Here is a 17,322-nt window from a genome sequence, read left to right as displayed (position 1 = left end):
AGACCACTCAAGTATTCTTGAACGATCTCTCAAGTAAAGTCAACAGGGTGACCCGCAGAGATCAGAGCCGCACCGCACTCGTCGACAGCGCCGCGACGCTGTTCCGCAGGCAGGGGTACGCCGCCACCGGCGTCAACCAGATCCTCGAGGTCGCCGAGGTCAAACCCGGCTCGCTCTATCACCACTTCCCCGGGGGCAAACAGGAATTGGCGGCGGCAGTGGTCGAATCCGCGGGCGCCGCCATCGCCCGCCAACTCCGCCACGCCCTGCGTTCGAACCTCCCCGTCGCCGATGTCACCGACGGGTGGATCGACGGTCTCGCCGCCGCCCTGGCGGCCGACGAACGCGACGGTTGTCCGATCGCTCCGGCGGCCACCGAATCGGTGCACTCCAGTCCCGCCGTCCGGGCCGCCTCGGCGCGCGCGTTCCAGGATTGGTGCGCCGCCCTCGCCGAACGGTTACGAGCCGACGGCCGGTCCGCCGAGGACGCCGAGTCGATCGCGACGGCGGTCGTCTCGCAGATCGAGGGCGCGCTGCTGTTGTCGCGGGTCGCGGGTGACGTGGTCGCGCTGACGGCCGCCAAGGCGGCGATTCGGCGAATGGTGAGCTGAAACACCTTGTCGCTCAGTACTTTTCGACGGAGCGTCGGTTCCGCTCATCGACGCGGCCGAGGCGGATCGCCGAGACGAGGAAGAAAATGCCGCCGAGGACCGCGTAACCGGCCACGCTGGACAGCGTCGGGTCCGCCGCCGAGGCGCTGACGACGAAGTCGGCTCCGGCCAGCACCGAGATGCCGCCGCTGAGGATCATCGGCCACTGACCGCCCATTGCGCGCCTGCCCAGCGCGACGATCAGCTGGACCAGCCCGGCCGCGATCGCCCAGGCGCCCCACACCCGCAATACCGCCGGAATGCCGGACGCGGCGGCGATCCCGATACCGAGCGCGGCGAGCAGGCTGATCGCCATGTTCACGTACAGGCCGGTGACCGATCCGCCGCTCTTGGCCGAGCGAGCGTCCACGATGGCCGATCCCACATCGAACAGCGGATACAGGACGAGCAGGACGCCACCGACCGCCCCCAGGCCCGACCTGGTCGTCAGGAACATCAGGACCGCCCACACGATGGCGAACGCGAACCGCACGAGGTACAACCGGCTCAGCGCCGGGGCGAACCCAGCTGCGGCGGGCGAGTCGACAGTAGTCACTTTGATCCCTTCATCGTCCGGGCGTTTTCCGGAAGAACGAACGTTCTATGTCGGATCAGCATGACCAGGGTGCCGCAGGAAGTCAAGACCGAACGTTCTACCTCATTGGCGGCCGATGTGGCGGTATGGAGCGACCTGGCGGGCCGCTACTTCGAGGCGGATTCGATGCGGTGCTGGAGGATTCCGTCGACGCCGCGCAGGAATGTGTCGCAGACGTCGGCCGGGTCGGCGAGGCAACCGGAGACCATCGCGCCGTCCCGCAGCATCACGAAATGCCGGGCCGCGAGTTCCGGCGGTGTGTCGCCGACCTGCGCGAGCAGGTCCGTGACGGTGTTCAGGAACCACTCGCGGTGCGCGAGGACGGCCTGATGCACGGGGTGCGCGGGATCGGGATACTCCGCGACGGCATTGAGGAACGCGCAGCCGCGGAAATCGGCCGAGCGAATGCCCTCGGTGATCGACCCGGCGATGGCTCGCAGCTTGTCGGCGGCCGAGAGATCGTCGGCGAGGATCGTGCCGATCCCCTCGCACTCCATCTCGTGCACACTCTGCAAATACGCGACGACGAGGTCCTCTTTGCCGGGGAAGTGCCGGTACAGAGTGGCGCGGGTGACCTTCGCCTCCGCGACGATCCGATCGATCCCGACGGAATGCAGACCCTCCGCGTAGAAAATCCGGGTGGCGGTCCCGAGCAGCCTCGACCGCGCCTCGGACACCTGACCTCGAGCGTTGCGCACCATCCAGTCGAAGGTAGCAGATAGAACGATCGGTACCGTCGAGCACTCCGGCCGTTAGGTGCGGGCGAACAGCGCGACCACGCTGTTCGGCGCCTCTGGACCGAAGAAGGTCTCGAGGTTGTGCGCCGACTGGGCGGCGACCTCGCGGCTGCGGGGGAAGAGTCGCTTCTCATAGGCGGCGAGCGCGGTCTCGACGTCGGGGTGCTCGGCCAGTTCTTGGGCCAGGTCGGCGCCGTCGTACATGGCGAGGTTGGCGCCTTCACCGGCGAAGGGCGACATGAGATGCGCGGCGTCGCCGACGAGCGTCACGCCCAGCACCCGGTCCCAGGCGAGGCCGACCGGGAGCGCGTGGATCGGCCGGAGCCACGGCCGCGCGTCGCTGCCCGTCACGAACGCGGTGAGCAGCGGCGACCAGCCGTCGAACTCGTCGGCGAGGCGACGCAGACCGGCGGCCGGGTCACCGAAGTCGATCGACCGCATCCATTCCTCGGGCTTGTTCAGCGCCACGTAACCGCGCACACCGCCGTCCGCGTAGCGATGGACGATGATGCCCTGACCCGGCGCGACAGCCATGAGCGTGCCGCTGCCGATCATGGCCACGCTCTCCGGGTGATCCCGACGGCTTGAGGCGAGGGCGATCTCGACGAAGCAGGTGCCGCTGTAGCGCGGCTCGGCCCGGGTGAGCAGCGGCCGGACCTTCGACCAGGCGCCGTCCGCGCCGATGACGATATCGGCGCGGACGGTGGAACCCGCCGTGAAGACGAGGTCGAAGCCGCCCGTCGGGTGGCGCCGCAGCGCGGTCACCTTATGGCCCCACCGGATGGTCCCGGGGGCGAGCGAGTCGATGAGTAGGCGCCGGAGTTGGCCGCGGTCCACCTCGGGGCGAGACGAGCGGGAGTCCGTGGGCCGGTCGAGCAGGATCGTGCCGTGGCGGTCGACGACCCGCTTGGCGTCCTCGCCCGGCCGGACCAGAGCGCGGAACTCGTCGTCCAAGCCCGCAGCGCGCAGCGCGACCTGCCCGGTCTCCTCGTGGATGTCGAGCAGACCGCCCTGCCCTCGCGCCGACGCCGACGCCTCACCCTCGTAGAGGGTAACGGCGACGCCGTGGGCTTGGAGCACCCGGGCAAGCGTCAGCCCACCCAGCCCCGCTCCGACAATGGTGACGGTCTTCCGCATGATGCGCTCCTCGGTTGCGTTCGACACCGGGAGCGGGCAGGACGCCCGATCTCGGCACGGAGACGCTCACCGATCGGAACCGTCCTGCATCGATGTGTGCGCGATGTCCGGCGAGCAAGGCCGCAGGACATCGTTTTTCGCGACACCACGAATTTAACCCGGCTTCGGGTGCTGAGCAATTCCTCGCGTTCGGGCGGGTCCAGGAGAGGGCAGCGATACCATGGCGCCTCGCGCCGAAACCTCTTGTGGCTCAACCACTGTCGCGATCGCCTCGTACACCGAGGTGATGTCGCAGCCGGTGCACTTGTCCGGCAGCGTATTGCTCGGGTTCGACAAGCACCGCGCCGAGACCGCCGGGCTCCGACGGCAGTAGAAAATCTCCGCGGTCGATGTCCGCGTCGGTAGGGACCGTCAACTCCAGGCCATGGCAACGCCCGCTCTTCTCGTCGCGCAGTACCAGTTCCACGCGATCACCCTGCTGCCACGAGAGCGACATCGGGCGCAGGCTTTCGGCGATTGCCGCCCGGCGTGCGACCGCTTTGGCCAAGACCGCGAAACACCGAGAGATCCCGGCCTCCGCCGGTGGCGTCCGCACTTCGATATCCCAGGCCTCGCCCTTCGGTATACGGGTGATAGAACCGGGGGAACCGCTTGTTCTCGTACACCGTCGCGCCCCGTCGACCGTCGTCATCGACCAGCGACACCGCCAATCCCCGGTACCGCACCCGGTGGGCCACCCAATCGAAATCCGTTGGCGCCGAGAGCATGTCCCTCGCGCGGCCGGCGGTCAGTTGGCGAGGATTCGCTCCACTCCCTCCCGGTAGGTGGTGACCTGGAAGGCTGGGAAGCGGGTTGCGAATTTCGAGCTGTCGAAGATGTTGTCGGCGCGGTAGCGGTCGATCAGTTCGTACATTTCGTCGAGGGGCTTGACGACGTGGCGGCCGAGGCGGAAGGCGAGCATCGGCAGTATCGTGTAGCCGATCTTGCGGGCGGTGACCTCGCTGGCTAATTCGATGAGTTGGGCGTAGGTTCGCCGGTTCGGGTCGATCGGTAGGTGCCATGTCTGGCCGTAGGCATCGGGGGTGTTGCCGAGCAGGGCCAGCGCTCGGCCCGCGTCGGGGGTCCAGATCAGGGAGCGTTCGGTGTGGGCGTTGACCGGGACGAACGGCCGCTTGCCCGCCCGGATTCGGTCGAACACCAGCGAATTCGTGTAGCTCTTGGTCGAGCCGGGCCCGTAGAACTCGGGGGCGCGGCCGATGAGGCCCTGAACCCGATTGGCTCGCATGGCCTCGAGCAACATGGTGGCGAGTTGGCCACGGACACGTCCCTTGGGGCCGCCCGGTGCGAATGCCGTCGACTCGGTCTGGGGTGCCGACGTTCCGGGATACATGTAGGTGTTGTCGAAGAAGACGAGCTTCGTCCCGTGTTCGGCGCAGGTGTCGATGACATTGCGCATGATGACGGGGAACTGCCGCTCCCACAGCTTCGAGTCCAGGGGCAGGCCGACGGTGAGGTAGGCGATCTCGCTGCCCGCGACGGCGCGGCGGGTGGCCTCGGTGTCGGTGAGATCCGCGGCCACGAGTTCGTCGGTGTCGTCGACCCGCGACGGCTTGCGGCTGACGAGACGTATGTCCTTGGTGTAGGTGCGGTGAAGTTCGTGCACGAGTTCGTCGGCGATCGGTCCGCCTGCGCCGAGGACGGTCTGCATGGGGTCTCCTCGAGGTGGTGGGGGTGTCGACACCGTGCCGGAGTGCGGATCCCGGACGTCATGTTTACAGTGCTAACGCAGCATAGACGGGCAATGTAAGCAATGTCAACATCGAGGGTGCGTAGCTGCCTGCGCGGCTGCTCGGCGACCGAAACATGCAGTACTCCTCGAGAAGCGGGGCTCAAAGCGGGATATCCCGCGTTTCCGGGGTGAACCACGTGACCGCAGCACTGACGAGCATCAAAACCAGGACATAAGCGGCGAAGAGGTGGGTGTGGCCGGTGCTGGTGAGCCAGGTCTGGAGGTAGGGCGCGGTGCCGCCGAAGGCGGCGGTGGCCACGGCGGCACCGAGACCGCTTCCGGTGGCACGGATTCCGGCGGGGAACAGTTCCGCGTACACCGCGGGAATGACGGCGGCGAAGGCCGCGAGGAAGACCATGGCGAGCAGCAGGGCGAGGGCCAACTCCCAGGGGCCGCGGTCGAGCAGCGCGGTGGCGGGATAGACGACGACGGCGGTGCCGAGACTGAAGACCAGCAGGACGGGGCGTCGCCCGATGCGGTCGGAGACGATGCCGTAACCGGGCAGTAGGGCGATCATGAAGACGGACGCGAGCACGCTGATCCACAGCACCTGGGCGGCCGGAATCCGGTGGGTGGCAACGACATGCGCCGGTGTCCCGATCACCCACAGATAGAACGCGACGGTGCCGCCGACGGTCAGGCCGAAGGAGCGGGCGCACGCGGCCCGGTGGGTCCACAGCTCCCGCCACAGCGGCGAGCGCGCGCCGGGCGCGAAGGCGGTGCTCTCCGGCAGGCGCACGCGCATGACCACCGTATAAAGACCGATGACGCCACCGAGCACGAACGGCACCCGCCACCCCCAGGCGTTCATCTCCGCCTTGCTCAACGCCCCACTCAGCACCGCGCCCAGCACGGTGGCGGCGACGATGCCGCCGGTGCCCGAGACATAGATGAAACAGGCCCAGCGCCCCCGGCGGCCGGGCGGCGCCGATTCGGCGAGATACGTTTGCACAGCGGGCATTTCGCCGCCATGGCCGAGTCCCTGGGCCAGACGGGCCAGCACGAGCAGCAGCGGCGCGCCGAGGCCGATGGCCGCGTGGGTGGGTGTGACGCCGATCAGCAGACTGCCTCCCGCGGCCAGCGCGATGGCGGCGATGAGCGCGACCCGGCGGCCGCGACGGTCGGCGTACCAGCCGAACAGCAGGCTGCCGATGGGCCGCACGACGAATCCGATCGCGAAGACGATCAGCGCGGACAGCAGGGCGAGCATCCCGCTCTTGCCGGGGAAGAACGCGTGCGCGAAGAACGGTGAGAAGGTGCCGAAGATGGCCCAGTCGTACCACTCCAGGGCGTTTCCCGCACCGGTCGACAGCAACGTCCGCCAGGGGTGGGGCGCGGCGGAAGTGTTTGCGGGAGAGGCGTTTTCGGTGGATGCGGTAGTGGACATGAGCGACCTCACGCGATATCGGCGGCAAGTCGGCGAGCGGCGAGTTCGGCGTACACCAGTGCGCCGTCGGTGAGCACCGCGTCGTCGAACACCGCATAGGGCGAGTGATTGTCGAAGGCGTGCGCCGGATCGGCGTCGCGGGGGCAGGCGCCGAGCAGGACCATGGCGCCGGGCACTCGATCCAGCACCCGGCAGAAGTCCTCGCCCGCGTAGAGCGGCCCGGCCAGGTCCAGATATCGTTGCGGCCCAAGCACTTCGGAGACTGTCGTCGCCGCGAAGTCGGCTTCGCCCGGATCGTTGGCGGTGACGTCGAGGTACTCGGTCACTTGCGGGTCGGCGGTCACGCCGTGCGCGTCGGCTATCGAACGACAGACGCGTTCGAATCCCTTCCGCAGCGCGTCGCGGGTGGGCGCGTGGTGCCAGCGCAGGGTGCCGTGCAGTTCGGCGTGCGCCGCGAGGATGTTGCCGGCGGTGCCCGCGTGGATCGCCCCGATGGTCAGCACCGCCGTGTCGGCGGGATCGGCGGTGCGCGTCACCATCCCGGGCAGCGCACCGACCATGGCGGCGGCCGCGGGGAGGGGGTCGTGCGCGAGATGCGGGGCCGAGCCGTGCCCGCCGGTGCCCTCCACGGTCACCGTCAGCAGGTCCGCGCCGGCCATCAGGGGTCCGCGCCGGGTGGTGAACACCCCGTGCGGAAATCGCGCGGACATGACGTGAATCGCATACGCGGCAACGGGTTTCGGGCCCGCCGCGGACAGCACGCCCGCGTCGATCATCCTGGCCGCGCCGTCCGCGCCCTCCTCCCCCGGCTGGAACATGAAGATCACGTCCCCGGCCAGTTCCGCGCGCCGCGCGCACAGCACCCGGGCCGCGCCCACGAGCATGGCGGTGTGCAGATCGTGGCCGCAGGCGTGCATGGCCCCGTTGCGCGCGGCGTAGTCGAGTCCGGTGCGCTCGGTCAGGGGCAACGCGTCCATGTCGCCGCGCAGCAGCACGACGCGGCCGGACCGCCCGCCGCGCAGAACGGCGGTGATCGAATCGAGTTCGCGGCCGACGGTGATCTCGAGCGGCAGTCCCGCCAGCGCGTCGAGCACCCTTTGCCGGGTGCGCGGCAGCCGCAGGCCGATCTCGGGGTCCGCGTGGATCTCTCGGCGCAGTCGCACCAGATCCTGGTGCAGCGCATGCATTTCCGGAGCGGGAGGCATTCTCGACCCTTCCTGTCGTGCGTGATCGTGACAGGATGTCGAGGTCGGCGGAAAGGCCCGTGAAATCGCAGGAAATTCGACGAACCGGGGTGGATATGCAGGATTCTGTCGCGGCGCTGGACGAATTGGATCTGGCGCTGATCAACTGCCTGGAGATCGCGCCGCGGGCCACCTGGCAACGGCTCGGTATGGTCCTCGAGGTCGATCCGGTGACGGTGGCCCGGCGCTGGCAGCGGCTGCACGCGGCCGGGGTGGCCTGGGTCAGCGGCCGTGCCACCGGCGCGCCCGACTCCTGTCTGGCCATCGTTCTGGTCGACTGCGCCAACGGGACCGTCAACGACACCGCGCGGCAGCTGGCTCACTGGCCGCATGTGCTCAGCGTCGAGCACATCAGCGGCAGACACGATCTGTCCCTGCTGATCTCGGTGGGCGGAGTGGTCGAGCTGTCCCGGCTGCTGCTGGAATCGCTGTCGGCCGTGCCCGGTGTCGCCGCGACCAGCACCATGCTGGTGACCCGGGTCTATCGCATGGGCGACCAGTGGCAGCTGCGGGTGCTCGACGCCGACCAGCGCGCCCGGCTGCTCGACAGCGTGCGGCCCTGGCCCGCGCGCCCGCCGAAACCCCGGCCGCTCGACGCGACCGATCGCGCGCTGGTCCTGCGGTTGGGCGAGGACGGGCGGACCCCGCTGTCGGATCTGGCGAGCGAAACCGGATCGAGCCTCACCACGGTGCGCCGCCGCCTCGACGGCATGATCGCGGGCGGCCGCCTGGTGCTGCGCTGCGATCTGGCGCTGTCGCTGTCGAGTTGGCCGGTGGGCATGTGGGTCTGGGGCCGCGCCGATCCGAACGACCGGGCGACGGTCGAGGCGGTGCTGGGCGTCCCCGGCGCGCGGGTCTGCATGCGCGTGTCCGGCGGTGAACCGAATCTCGCCGTGGGCTTCTCGCTGCCGTCGGTGCACGAGGTGCCGGTGGTCGAGTCGCGGCTGTCCGCGCAGGCGCCGCGGTTCACCGTGCTGGGCACGTCGATGGTGCTGCGGTTCCTCAAACGCATGGGCCGCATCCTGGACTCGGCGGGCCGCAGCGTGGCGACGATCCCGATGGAGATCTGGGCGGATCCGGGTCACCCGCCACCACCCTGACCGGCGTGCGCCGACGCTCCCGTGTACTCCAGGTTCATCCCTTTCGGATGAACCGATCGGACCCCGGTCCATGGATGCTGACCTCGACTTGCCAGGCCGCTCGGCGGTCGCAGGAACAGGTGGATCTCGATGCGCGAGAGGCCGATGATGACCGAATCCGCAATGCCGAATCCCATGGATCGTGCCGTCCACCGGCGGGCCGTGGAAGCAGCCGTGTGGGGTATGGCCGCGGTGAACTACGAGATCATGCGGTCGGTCATGGAACCGCGGGGCGCGATCGAATTCCTGTATTGGTCGAAGCTGTTGGATTGGCGCAACCAGACTCTGACACCGAATCCCGACCTCATCTACTACATGGCCTTCCTGGACGTCGGCCGCGACGGACCGATCGTCGTCGAGATCCCCCCGGGTAACGAGCAGCATGTGCTGAACGGCAGCCTGTGCAATGTCTGGCAGGTCCCGCTCGAAGACGTCGGGAAGTTCGGTGCCGACCAGGGGCGCGGGGCGCGGTATCTGCTCCTCCCCCCTGGTTACGACGAAACGCCGCCCGACGGCTATCTCGTGCTCCGGTCCGACACCAATCGGGTGTACGCGCTCCTGCGGACGGTGCTGCCCGAGGCAACCCAGTCAGCCCTCGACGCGGGTCTGGACTACTGCCGGGGCATTCGCATCTACCGTCTGGCCGACGCGGCGGACCCGCCCGAGACGCCGAGGCGAGACCTCGCGGGCGAACTGGTCGACACCCGCATTCCCGAGACCCTCGAATTCTGGAAAGCTCTCGACCGCGTCGTGCAGGCCGAACCCTGGTTGGCGCGTGACCGCGCGTTCGCCGAAAGTACTTCGGGCCGAACGCTGCGCCGGGCCGGGACGCGAATTTCATCGAAACCGGCGAGAGCGAGACCTTCGAATTGATGTTCCGCTTCTACGGTGTCGGCCCCGATGTGATGAACAAGCAGTGGCGCCTCGAGGACCCGGAGATCATCGAGCACAGGGATGTTCCCGGCGCACTGTGACGCACAAGCCGCCGTCAGCGCCCGGCGACCGGGCGCACGGGTTCCAGGACGACGGGCGCGTAGGGCCGCCACGTCGAGACGGCCCAGAGCACCACCAGATCGACCACGATCGTCGCGACCGACCACCACGGCGCGTAGGGCAGCGACAGGAAATTCGCCACGATCGAGACCGCCGCGACGACGGCGGCGAGGATCAGGGCCCAGCGCGCGGCGATCATCATCGCCAGGGCGACGAGGATCGCGAGGGCACCGAGCACGATGTGCACCCAGCCCCACGTGGGCAGGTCCATCCGGTAGCTGTACTCGGGGACCCGCAGGAACACCTCGTCGCGCACCACCGCCGAAATGCCTTGCAGCACAGACATGATCCCGCCGATGAGCAACAGCACCGCGGCGAACATGGTGATCCCGGCGGCGAAACCCTGCCGAACCGGGTGGGGCTCTTGCAGATACGTCGTCATGACGGCCAGGCTAGGAATGCCGCCCGCGGGGCGGCGTCATCCGGTCGGGGTGATCTCGGCCGACTCCGGCCCGCGAGCAGGCCCGAGTCCGGCTCGACATTCGGCTCGACAGCGGCGATCTCACCCCGAACGGGTGAGGGTTGCGCCGAAACCCTGATTAGGGTCGGTCCCATGCACAGGGCTGCGCGTGGGGTCCTCTCGGCGAGGAGTGCGGCCGCCGCCCTGATCCCCCGCCCGGACGGCCGTCCGTGACCGGCGCGCCGATCTTCCAGTCGCTGGCCGGATACCGCCGCGCGTGGCTGCGGCCCGATATCGTCGCGGGCCTGACCGTGTGGGCCGTGCTGGTTCCCGAGGCGCTGGCCTACGCCTCGATCGCGGGTGTGCCGCCGGTGACCGGCCTCTACGCCGCGGTGCCCGCGCTTGTCCTCTACGCGCTCGCGGGCAGTTCGCGGCATCTGGTGGTCGGCCCGATGTCGGCGACGGCCGCCCTGTCCGCCGCGATCGTCACGCCCCTCGCCGGGGCCGACGGCGGCCGCTACCTCGCGCTGTCCACCGCGCTGGCTCTCGTCACCGGGGTGGCCGGTCTGCTGGCGGGGCTCGTTCGGCTGGGCTTCGTGGCCTCGTTCATCTCCGAACCGGTTCTGAAGGGGTTCATCGTCGGGCTGGCGCTCACCATCATCATCGGCCAGGTCCCCAAGCTCCTCGGCATCGGCAAGCACGAGGGCGACTTCTTCCGGCAGGCCTGGGGAGTGCTCACCCATCTCGGCGAAACGCACTGGCGCACACTGGTTCTCGGCCTACTCAGCCTGGCGGTCGTACTGGGTGTGAAACGCTGGCTCCCCCTGGTTCCCGGTTCGCTGCTCGCGGTGCTGCTGGGCATCGCCGCGGTCGCCGTGTTCGATCTGGACGACCACGGCGTCGCCATCGTCGGGCACATCGACTCGGGCCTGCCCGCCCTCGGCCTGCCCGATGGCCCGGATTTCGGGGACTATCTCGATCTGGCCGGGCCCGCGATCGGCGTCCTGCTGATCGGATTCGCCGAGGGCCTCGGCGCGGCGAAAACCTATGCGGCCAAGGCGGGTTACACCGTCGACGCCAATCGTGAACTGCTCGGCCTCGGCGCGGCCAATCTCGGTTCCGGCCTTGCGTCGGGCATGGTCGTCAACGGCAGCCTGTCCAAGACTGCCGTCAACGGATCGGCCGGGGCCAGAACGCAATTGAGCGGGCTCGTGGTCGCCGCGCTGACGGTGCTGACCCTGCTGCTGCTCACCGGGCTGTTCGAGAAACTGCCCGAGGCGACGCTGGCGGGCGTGGTCATCGCCGCGGTCGTCGAACTGGTCGACATCGCCGGACTGCGGCGGCTGTACCGGGTGTGGACCGAGCGCCTCGGCGGCATCTACGGCCACGCGGCGCGCGCGGACTTCCTCGCCGCGGCCGCGGCCATGCTGGGCGTGCTGCTGTTCGACACGCTGCCCGGCCTGCTCATCGGCATCGGCATCTCGATGCTGCTGCTGGTCTATCGCACCTCCCGCCCGCACGTCGCGCCCGTGGTGAAACAGGGCTCGCTGTGGCTGGACGCGGTCCGGCACCCGGGCCTGCCGCGGCGGCCGGACCTGCTGGTGGTCCGCGTCGAATCCGGGCTGTACTTCGCCAACGCCGACTACGTCCGGGACCGCGTCACGAGCCTGTGCACCGACCGGACCCGACTGGTCGTCCTCGACGCCGAGACCTCGCCGAGCATCGACGTCACCGCCGCGGCCATGCTCGACGACCTGCGCGCCGCCCTGGCCCGCCGCGGCATCGGCTTCCGAATCGCCCGGCCCATCGGGCAATTCGGCGACACGCTCGGCGCGTCGGAGACCACCGCCACCCCGATCGGGGTGTACCCGACCGTGACGGCCGCGGTGGCCGACCTGCCCGAGGACACGACCCCAGGAGGCGACCATGGGTGAGCTGCTGCTGCGACTGCTCCCGGAACTGATCGGCCTGATCATCACCCCCGGCGCGATCGCGGGCTGCATCCTGCTGCTGCATTCGCATCAGCCCGTGCGCAACGCGCGGGCTTTCGGCGGCGCGTTCATGCTCACCTACACCCTGATCGTCGTCTCGGCCCTGCTCGGCGGCGCCTCCGACCCCGGATCGACCTCGCCGCACACCTCCTCCGCCGCCGGGCTGGCCGTCGGGCTGATCTTCCTCGCCGCCGGAGCCTGGGTCGCGACCCGACCCCGCGCCGCCGCGGCGACCACCCCGAAATGGCTCGACGAACTCGGAAACGCCGGTCCGAGAAGGGCTTTCGTGATCGGTCTCGCCTTCGCGGTGGTCAACCCGAACCTGTTCATCATGATCTCCGGTATGAGCCTGATCTCCAGTTCCCACACCGGCACCGGCGCGGCCTTCCTCGCCACCGCGCTGCTGCTCGCCGCCGCGGCCCTGGACTTCCTGATCCCGATCGGGGTCTACCTCGCCCTCGGCGACCGTGCCCGCACCGCCCTCGACACCGCGCAGGACTGGATGGTCCGCAACAATCGCGCGATGTCGATCACGGTGCTGTTCGCCTTCGGGGCGCTGTTCACCCTCCGCGGCGTCGTGAATCTGATGTCGGTGCGGTCCTGATCCGATCAGGGGGTGACGATGGCGAAGTTCTTGTCGCCCGGGTCGAGCACGGCGGCCAGGCGTTGTAGTGCCGACGCGTCGCCCTTGAGCTCGATACCGGGTGTGTCGCCGGAGAATCCGCCGAATGCCAGGGCGGGCAGCGTTCGGCTGGTGGTGGTCAGCGTCACGTCGGCCTCGCCCGGCTGCGGACGGGCGCTGTAGGTGAGAACACCGTTGGCCAGGCGCAGCCGGTAGCGCTGGTCGAGGTCGGTGAGCGCCACGTCGATCGTCAGATCCTCGCCCCACGCGCGAGGCCCGTCGATCTGGATCGCGATGGCGTCGAACAACATGGTCGGCGACAGCTGCGCGACGACATCGGGCGCGGTGGTCTCGGTGGGGGTGCCGAAACCACCGTGGCGCAGTTCGGTCGTGCCCGAGAGATACCAGCTGCGCCAGGTACCGTTCTCCGCGCCGTAGCCGAGTTGCTCGTAGGTGTCGGCCAGTAGCTCGCGGGCCGCCGCGTGATCCGGCTGTGCGAACACGACATGGTTGAGAACCTGTGCGGCCCAACGGAAATCGCCGCTCTCGAAGGACTCGCGGGCCTTGTCCACCACCGTGTCGGCACCGCCCATGAACTCGACGTACCGCTTGGCCTGCTCGACCGGCGGGTGCGGCCACAGGTTCGCCGGGTTGCCGTCGAACCAGCCCAGGTACCGCTGGTAGACCGCCTTCACGTTGTGGGAGACCGAGCCGTAGTAGCCGTGCGCGCTCCAGGCGTTCTCGAGCGACGGCGGCAGTTCGATGGCCTCGGCGATCTCCGGACCGGTCAGGCCCTTGTTCATCAAGCGCAGGGTCTGATCGTGGACGTAGGCGTACAGATCGCGCTGGGTCGACAGGAACGCCCGGACCCGGTCCTTACCCCAGGTGGGCCAGTGGTGGGAGGCGAAGACGACCTCGGCGTCGCCGCCGAACAGGTCGATGGTCTCGGTGAGATAGTTGGCCCACCCGTGCGGGTCCCGCACGACCGCGCCCCGCAGGGTGAGCAGATTGTGGAAGGTGTGGGTGGCGTCCTCGGCGGCGCACAGGGCGTGGAAATCGGGGAAGTACACCAGCATCTCCGCGGGCGCCTCGGTGTCGGGAGCCATCTGGAACACCATCCGCACCCCGGCCACGGTGACCTCGTGACCGGTGGTGGTGACGATATCGGTCGGCGCGATCAGCGACACCGTGCCGATCGAGAGGGTCTGCCCGAGCCCGGCGCCGACCTGACCCTGCGGACCGCGGGCGAGCGCGGCGCCGTACATGTATCCGGCACGCCGGTTCATCGCGGTCCCCGCGAAAACGTTCTCCGACACCGCGTGTTCGAGGAACCCTTCGGGGGCGAAGATCCGCACCGCCCCACTGTCGACTTCGTCCTGCGATACGAAACCCTTCACGCCGCCGAAGTGGTCGGCGTGGGAGTGGGTGTAGACGATCGCCTTGATCGGCCGGTCGCCGCGGTGGGCGCGATACAGCTCCAGCGCGGCCCGCCCGGTCTCCACCGACAACAGCGTGTCGACCACGATCACCCCGTCGTCGCCCTCGATGAACGAGGTGTTCGACAGGTCCATGCCCCGCACCTGATAGATGCCGGGCACCACCTCGAACAGGCCGTCCACGGCCACGAGCCGGGATTGGCGCCACAGGCTCGGGTTCACCGTGTCGGGGGCCTCGCCGTCGAGGAAGGCATAGGTGTCGTTGTCCCAGAGCACCGTCCCGTCCTCGGCCGTGACCGCGTTCGGGGAACGCCGGGCGATCAGTCCGCGGTTGACGTCGTCGAAGTCCTGGGTGTCGGCGAACGGCAGACTGTCCCGCAGCGCCTTGTTCCGGGCAGCGATGGACGCCGATGCTGTTTTCGATGCCATGACGCGCAGTCTGGTTACCGCGCCACCCGCTCGTACCATCCGAAACGGGTGAAAACCTCACCCTCCCCCACCGGATCACCGAGTTCGTCAGGTCGCGGCAATGGTGCGGTGGTCTGGTGTATCGAACCGGCCGGGAGGCGATATCGTCTCCCGGCCGGTCCGCCGTGGGCGGCTCAGCCCAGGTTCATGTAGACGGCCTTCGGGTAGAGGTAGCTCTCCACGTGTTCGCGGCCGCCCTTCCAGCCGTAGCCGCTCATCTTGGTTCCGCCGAAGCCGACCGAGGGGTCGAGGACGCCGTAGCAGTTGACCCAGACCGTGCCGGCGTTGATGCCGCGCGAAACCTTGTGCGCGGTGGCGAGATCCCGGGTCCAGACACCGCCGGCCAGCCCGTAGGGGGTGGCGTTGGCCAGGCGCAGCGCCTCGTCGATGTCGTCGAACGGGATCACCGTGGCCACCGGGCCGAAGATCTCCTCCTGGGCGATGGTCATCTCGTTGGTGGCGGAGGCGAACACCGTGGGTTCGACGAAGAAGCCCGATCCCCGGTCACCGTCGAGTCGCCTACCGCCGCTGACCAATTCGGCCTCGCGGGAGCCGATGTCGATGTAGTTCAGCACGCGCTCGAGCTGGCGTTGCGAGATCAGCGGGCCCAGTTGGCTGTTCGGGTCCAGGCCGTCGCCCACGCGGACCGTCTTGGTGAATTCGGCCATGCGCGAGACGAATTCGTCGTGGATGGCGCGCTGGACGAAGATCCGGGTGCCGGCCACACACACCTGGCCGCTGTTGGTGTACACGCCCATCGCCGCACCCGGCACCGCCACGTCCAGATCGGCGTCGGCGAAGACGATATCGGGCGACTTGCCACCGAGCTCGAGTTGCAGGCGTTTCATGTTCCCGGCCGAGGCCCGCACGATGGTTCGGGCGGTGCCCACCGAACCGGTGAACGCGATCCGGTCGACGCCGGGATGCTCCGCCAGTGCCGCGCCCGCGTCTTTCCCGTAACCGGTGACCACGTTGACGACACCGTCGGGAACACCGGCCTCGGTGAGCAGTTCGGCGACCCGGAGCACCGACAGCGACGCGTCCTCTGCGGGCTTGAGCACGGCCGTGCAACCGGTCGCCAGGGCCGGGCCGAAGATCCACCACAGGCCGATGAGCGGGCCGTTCCAGGGGATGATCCCGCCGACCACGCCGACGGGTTCGCGATAGCGCAGGGTCAGGAAATCACCGGGCAGCGAGTTCGGCGGAATATTGCCCGTGCCCGCGTCGACCTGAGAGGCGAAGAACTGCAGCACCTGCGAGGTCCACTCGCGCAGGCCCCGGGTCCGGGTCAGCGGGGCGCCCATGTCCAGGGTCTCGATGGTGGCGAGTTCCTCGAAGTTCTCGAGGACCAGGTCGTGGACGCGCAGGATCAGCGAGCGCCGCTGGTGCGGTGTCCAGCGGCTCCATTCGCCCTCGAAGGCGGCGCGGGCGGCCGCGACCGCGGCGTCCACATCGGCCGCGCCGCTCGCGGCGATGGTGCCCATCGTGGCGCCGGTGGCGGGATTGACGACGTCGATGGTCTCGGCCGAGGCGGCGGGCACCCAGCGTCCGCCGATCAGATTGTGTTTGGCCGTGCCGACGAACGCGGGCACCGGATGGTTGGTGGTCATAGCTCTCTCCAGATAAGCGAAAGGCGGTCTGTCAGTCGAACAGGAAGACGCCCTTGCCCGCGTCCTGCTTGTCGAACCACCGGTAGGCCTCCTCGGCCTGCTCGATGGTCCAGGTGTGCGAGTACAACTCGTCGACCGGAAGATTGTGTGCCACAACGTAATCCGCGCAGCGCGCCTGTTCGATCGTCGACATGGTCCAGGACGTCATCAGCGTCCACTGGTTCTTGTAGACGGCCTGGGTCGTGAACTCGACGTGACCGGGCAGGCCGATGAACACGGCCCGGCCGAAGGTGCCGAGCGCGGCGAGGGCGTCCGCACCGGCCCGGCCCGAGGTCTCCAGCACGACCTCGGCCTTGCGTCCGCCGGTGTGTTCGGCGACGACCTCGGCCACGGACCGCTCGCGGGAGTTGACGACGATGTCGGCGCCGAACCGCTCGCTCTCGGCGAGCCTGCGGTCGTCGACGTCGACGGCGATCACCCGGGCGCCCATCGAGGCGGCGAACATCGTCGCCGAAAGGCCCACCGGCCCTTGCCCGAACACCACCGTGGTCGTGTCCGCCACGCCACCGACCCGTTTGATCGCGCCCCACGCTGTGCCGGTGCCGCACCCGATGGCCGCGCCCGCCTTGAACGACAGTCCGTCCGGCAGCGGCAGCAGCGCCGCCACCGGCACCAGGGCGAAGGACGTGTGGCCGCCGTTGACGTGCACGGCCATGGTCTTGCCGGGCGCGGTCTCACACATCTGCGGCCAGCCCGCCCGGCACCGGCGGCAGGTGTTGCAGCCGAAGTAGTGGTGGATCATCACCCGGTCGCCGACGGCGAAGCGGGCCGGGTCGACGCCCTCGCCGACCGCGTACACCTCACCGCACGGTTCGTGACCCTGGATCACGGCGTGGTCGAAATCGAAAGCGCCGTGGTAGAAGTGCAGATCCGACCCACACATACCGGAGGCGCGGATCTTCACCACGACCTCGCCGTAGCCCGGTTCGGGTTCGGGGAAGTCCTCGAGCACCGCGGTCCCGTCTCCCGGGAACAAGATTCCCTTCATCAGTTTTCCTGTCTCC

The 17,322-nt window shown here is 69.0% G+C and carries 16 protein-coding genes; 5 read left to right on the top strand and 11 right to left on the bottom strand.

Features of this window, described 5'->3' with window-relative positions:
- Positions 1–47 precede the first annotated feature (47 nt).
- Positions 48–611, top strand: coding sequence for a TetR/AcrR family transcriptional regulator (locus tag ACFYTQ_RS06150; protein WP_387357553.1), 564 nt, complete (start codon positions 48–50; stop codon positions 609–611).
- A gap of 13 nt (positions 612–624) precedes the next feature.
- Here the strand turns inward: ACFYTQ_RS06150 and ACFYTQ_RS06145 are convergent, their stop codons facing one another.
- From ACFYTQ_RS06145 to ACFYTQ_RS06115, 7 genes are all read right to left on the bottom strand, one after another.
- A complete protein-coding gene (locus ACFYTQ_RS06145; RefSeq protein ID WP_387357552.1) occupies positions 625–1,206 on the bottom strand; it encodes a hypothetical protein in 582 nt (193 codons plus the stop codon).
- 146 nt (positions 1,207–1,352) lie between these two features.
- The gene (locus ACFYTQ_RS06140) at positions 1,353–1,946 is read right to left on the bottom strand and encodes a TetR/AcrR family transcriptional regulator (protein WP_387357551.1); all 594 of its coding nucleotides are present in this window, start codon (positions 1,944–1,946) and stop codon (positions 1,353–1,355) included.
- Positions 1,947–1,997: 51 nt separating this feature from the next.
- A complete protein-coding gene (locus tag ACFYTQ_RS06135) occupies positions 1,998–3,119 on the bottom strand; it encodes an FAD-dependent oxidoreductase (protein WP_387357550.1) in 1,122 nt (373 codons plus the stop codon).
- A gap of 250 nt (positions 3,120–3,369) precedes the next feature.
- Positions 3,370–3,585, bottom strand: a complete 216-nt coding sequence (locus ACFYTQ_RS06130) for a hypothetical protein (protein WP_387357549.1) — start codon at positions 3,583–3,585, stop codon at positions 3,370–3,372.
- 321 nt (positions 3,586–3,906) lie between these two features.
- Positions 3,907–4,827, bottom strand: coding sequence for an NAD-dependent epimerase/dehydratase family protein (locus tag ACFYTQ_RS06125; RefSeq protein ID WP_387357548.1), 921 nt, complete (start codon positions 4,825–4,827; stop codon positions 3,907–3,909).
- 181 nt (positions 4,828–5,008) lie between these two features.
- The gene (locus ACFYTQ_RS06120) at positions 5,009–6,295 is read right to left on the bottom strand and encodes an MFS transporter (RefSeq protein WP_387357547.1); all 1,287 of its coding nucleotides are present in this window, start codon (positions 6,293–6,295) and stop codon (positions 5,009–5,011) included.
- Positions 6,296–6,303: 8 nt separating this feature from the next.
- The gene (locus ACFYTQ_RS06115) at positions 6,304–7,500 is read right to left on the bottom strand and encodes a M20 family metallopeptidase (protein WP_387357546.1); all 1,197 of its coding nucleotides are present in this window, start codon (positions 7,498–7,500) and stop codon (positions 6,304–6,306) included.
- A 95-nt stretch (positions 7,501–7,595) separates the two neighbouring features.
- On the opposite strand from ACFYTQ_RS06115, the gene ACFYTQ_RS06110 reads away from it, so the two are divergent.
- The gene (locus ACFYTQ_RS06110) at positions 7,596–8,639 is read left to right on the top strand and encodes an Lrp/AsnC family transcriptional regulator (RefSeq protein ID WP_387357545.1); all 1,044 of its coding nucleotides are present in this window, start codon (positions 7,596–7,598) and stop codon (positions 8,637–8,639) included.
- A gap of 129 nt (positions 8,640–8,768) precedes the next feature.
- The gene (locus ACFYTQ_RS06105) at positions 8,769–9,551 is read left to right on the top strand and encodes a DUF1254 domain-containing protein (RefSeq protein ID WP_387357544.1); all 783 of its coding nucleotides are present in this window, start codon (positions 8,769–8,771) and stop codon (positions 9,549–9,551) included.
- A gap of 115 nt (positions 9,552–9,666) precedes the next feature.
- Here ACFYTQ_RS06105 and ACFYTQ_RS06100 read toward each other — a convergent pair whose 3' ends face one another.
- Positions 9,667–10,113, bottom strand: a complete 447-nt coding sequence (locus ACFYTQ_RS06100; protein WP_387357543.1) for a hypothetical protein — start codon at positions 10,111–10,113, stop codon at positions 9,667–9,669.
- Between the two features lie 248 nt (positions 10,114–10,361).
- Between ACFYTQ_RS06100 and ACFYTQ_RS06095 the strand changes: the two genes are divergently transcribed.
- Positions 10,362–12,065, top strand: coding sequence for a SulP family inorganic anion transporter (locus ACFYTQ_RS06095; RefSeq protein ID WP_387357542.1), 1,704 nt, complete (start codon positions 10,362–10,364; stop codon positions 12,063–12,065).
- Positions 12,058–12,726 carry a GAP family protein gene (locus ACFYTQ_RS06090; protein WP_387357541.1) on the top strand — a complete coding sequence of 223 codons (669 nt, stop codon included), beginning with the start codon at positions 12,058–12,060 and terminating at the stop codon, positions 12,724–12,726. The genes ACFYTQ_RS06095 and ACFYTQ_RS06090 overlap by 8 nt, the downstream gene beginning before the upstream one ends.
- A gap of 5 nt (positions 12,727–12,731) precedes the next feature.
- Here ACFYTQ_RS06090 and ACFYTQ_RS06085 read toward each other — a convergent pair whose 3' ends face one another.
- The 3 genes from ACFYTQ_RS06085 to ACFYTQ_RS06075 all read right to left on the bottom strand — a co-directional run bounded on the left by ACFYTQ_RS06085 (position 12,732) and on the right by ACFYTQ_RS06075 (position 17,306).
- Positions 12,732–14,609, bottom strand: coding sequence for an alkyl/aryl-sulfatase (locus ACFYTQ_RS06085; protein ID WP_387357540.1), 1,878 nt, complete (start codon positions 14,607–14,609; stop codon positions 12,732–12,734).
- 173 nt (positions 14,610–14,782) lie between these two features.
- Positions 14,783–16,258, bottom strand: coding sequence for an aldehyde dehydrogenase family protein (locus ACFYTQ_RS06080; RefSeq protein WP_387357539.1), 1,476 nt, complete (start codon positions 16,256–16,258; stop codon positions 14,783–14,785).
- 31 nt (positions 16,259–16,289) lie between these two features.
- Positions 16,290–17,306, bottom strand: coding sequence for an alcohol dehydrogenase catalytic domain-containing protein (locus tag ACFYTQ_RS06075; protein ID WP_387357538.1), 1,017 nt, complete (start codon positions 17,304–17,306; stop codon positions 16,290–16,292).
- Positions 17,307–17,322: the final 16 nt, after the last annotated feature.

This window comes from Nocardia sp. NPDC004068 (assembly GCF_042874315.1).
Lineage (GTDB): Bacteria > Actinomycetota > Actinomycetes > Mycobacteriales > Mycobacteriaceae > Nocardia.
The sequence above is the reverse complement of the archived record's forward strand: the minus strand, read 5'-3'. Positions and strand labels throughout refer to the sequence as shown.

Bases quoted from the DNA above. Each gene is read 5' to 3' on its own strand.
- ACFYTQ_RS06140 (WP_387357551.1), bottom strand. From the start codon at position 1,946: ATGGTGCGCAACGCTCGAGGTCAGGTGTCCGAGGCGCGGTCGAGGCTG.
- ACFYTQ_RS06135 (WP_387357550.1), bottom strand. From the start codon at position 3,119: ATGCGGAAGACCGTCACCATTGTCGGAGCGGGGCTGGGTGGGCTGACG.
- ACFYTQ_RS06125 (WP_387357548.1), bottom strand. From the start codon at position 4,827: ATGCAGACCGTCCTCGGCGCAGGCGGACCGATCGCCGACGAACTCGTG.
- ACFYTQ_RS06120 (WP_387357547.1), bottom strand. From the start codon at position 6,295: ATGTCCACTACCGCATCCACCGAAAACGCCTCTCCCGCAAACACTTCC.
- ACFYTQ_RS06115 (WP_387357546.1), bottom strand. From the start codon at position 7,500: ATGCCTCCCGCTCCGGAAATGCATGCGCTGCACCAGGATCTGGTGCGA.
- ACFYTQ_RS06110 (WP_387357545.1), top strand. From the start codon at position 7,596: ATGCAGGATTCTGTCGCGGCGCTGGACGAATTGGATCTGGCGCTGATC.
- ACFYTQ_RS06105 (WP_387357544.1), top strand. From the start codon at position 8,769: ATGCGCGAGAGGCCGATGATGACCGAATCCGCAATGCCGAATCCCATG.
- ACFYTQ_RS06100 (WP_387357543.1), bottom strand. From the start codon at position 10,113: ATGACGACGTATCTGCAAGAGCCCCACCCGGTTCGGCAGGGTTTCGCC.
- ACFYTQ_RS06090 (WP_387357541.1), top strand. From the start codon at position 12,058: ATGGGTGAGCTGCTGCTGCGACTGCTCCCGGAACTGATCGGCCTGATC.
- ACFYTQ_RS06085 (WP_387357540.1), bottom strand. From the start codon at position 14,609: ATGGCATCGAAAACAGCATCGGCGTCCATCGCTGCCCGGAACAAGGCG.
- ACFYTQ_RS06080 (WP_387357539.1), bottom strand. From the start codon at position 16,258: ATGACCACCAACCATCCGGTGCCCGCGTTCGTCGGCACGGCCAAACAC.
- ACFYTQ_RS06075 (WP_387357538.1), bottom strand. From the start codon at position 17,306: ATGAAGGGAATCTTGTTCCCGGGAGACGGGACCGCGGTGCTCGAGGAC.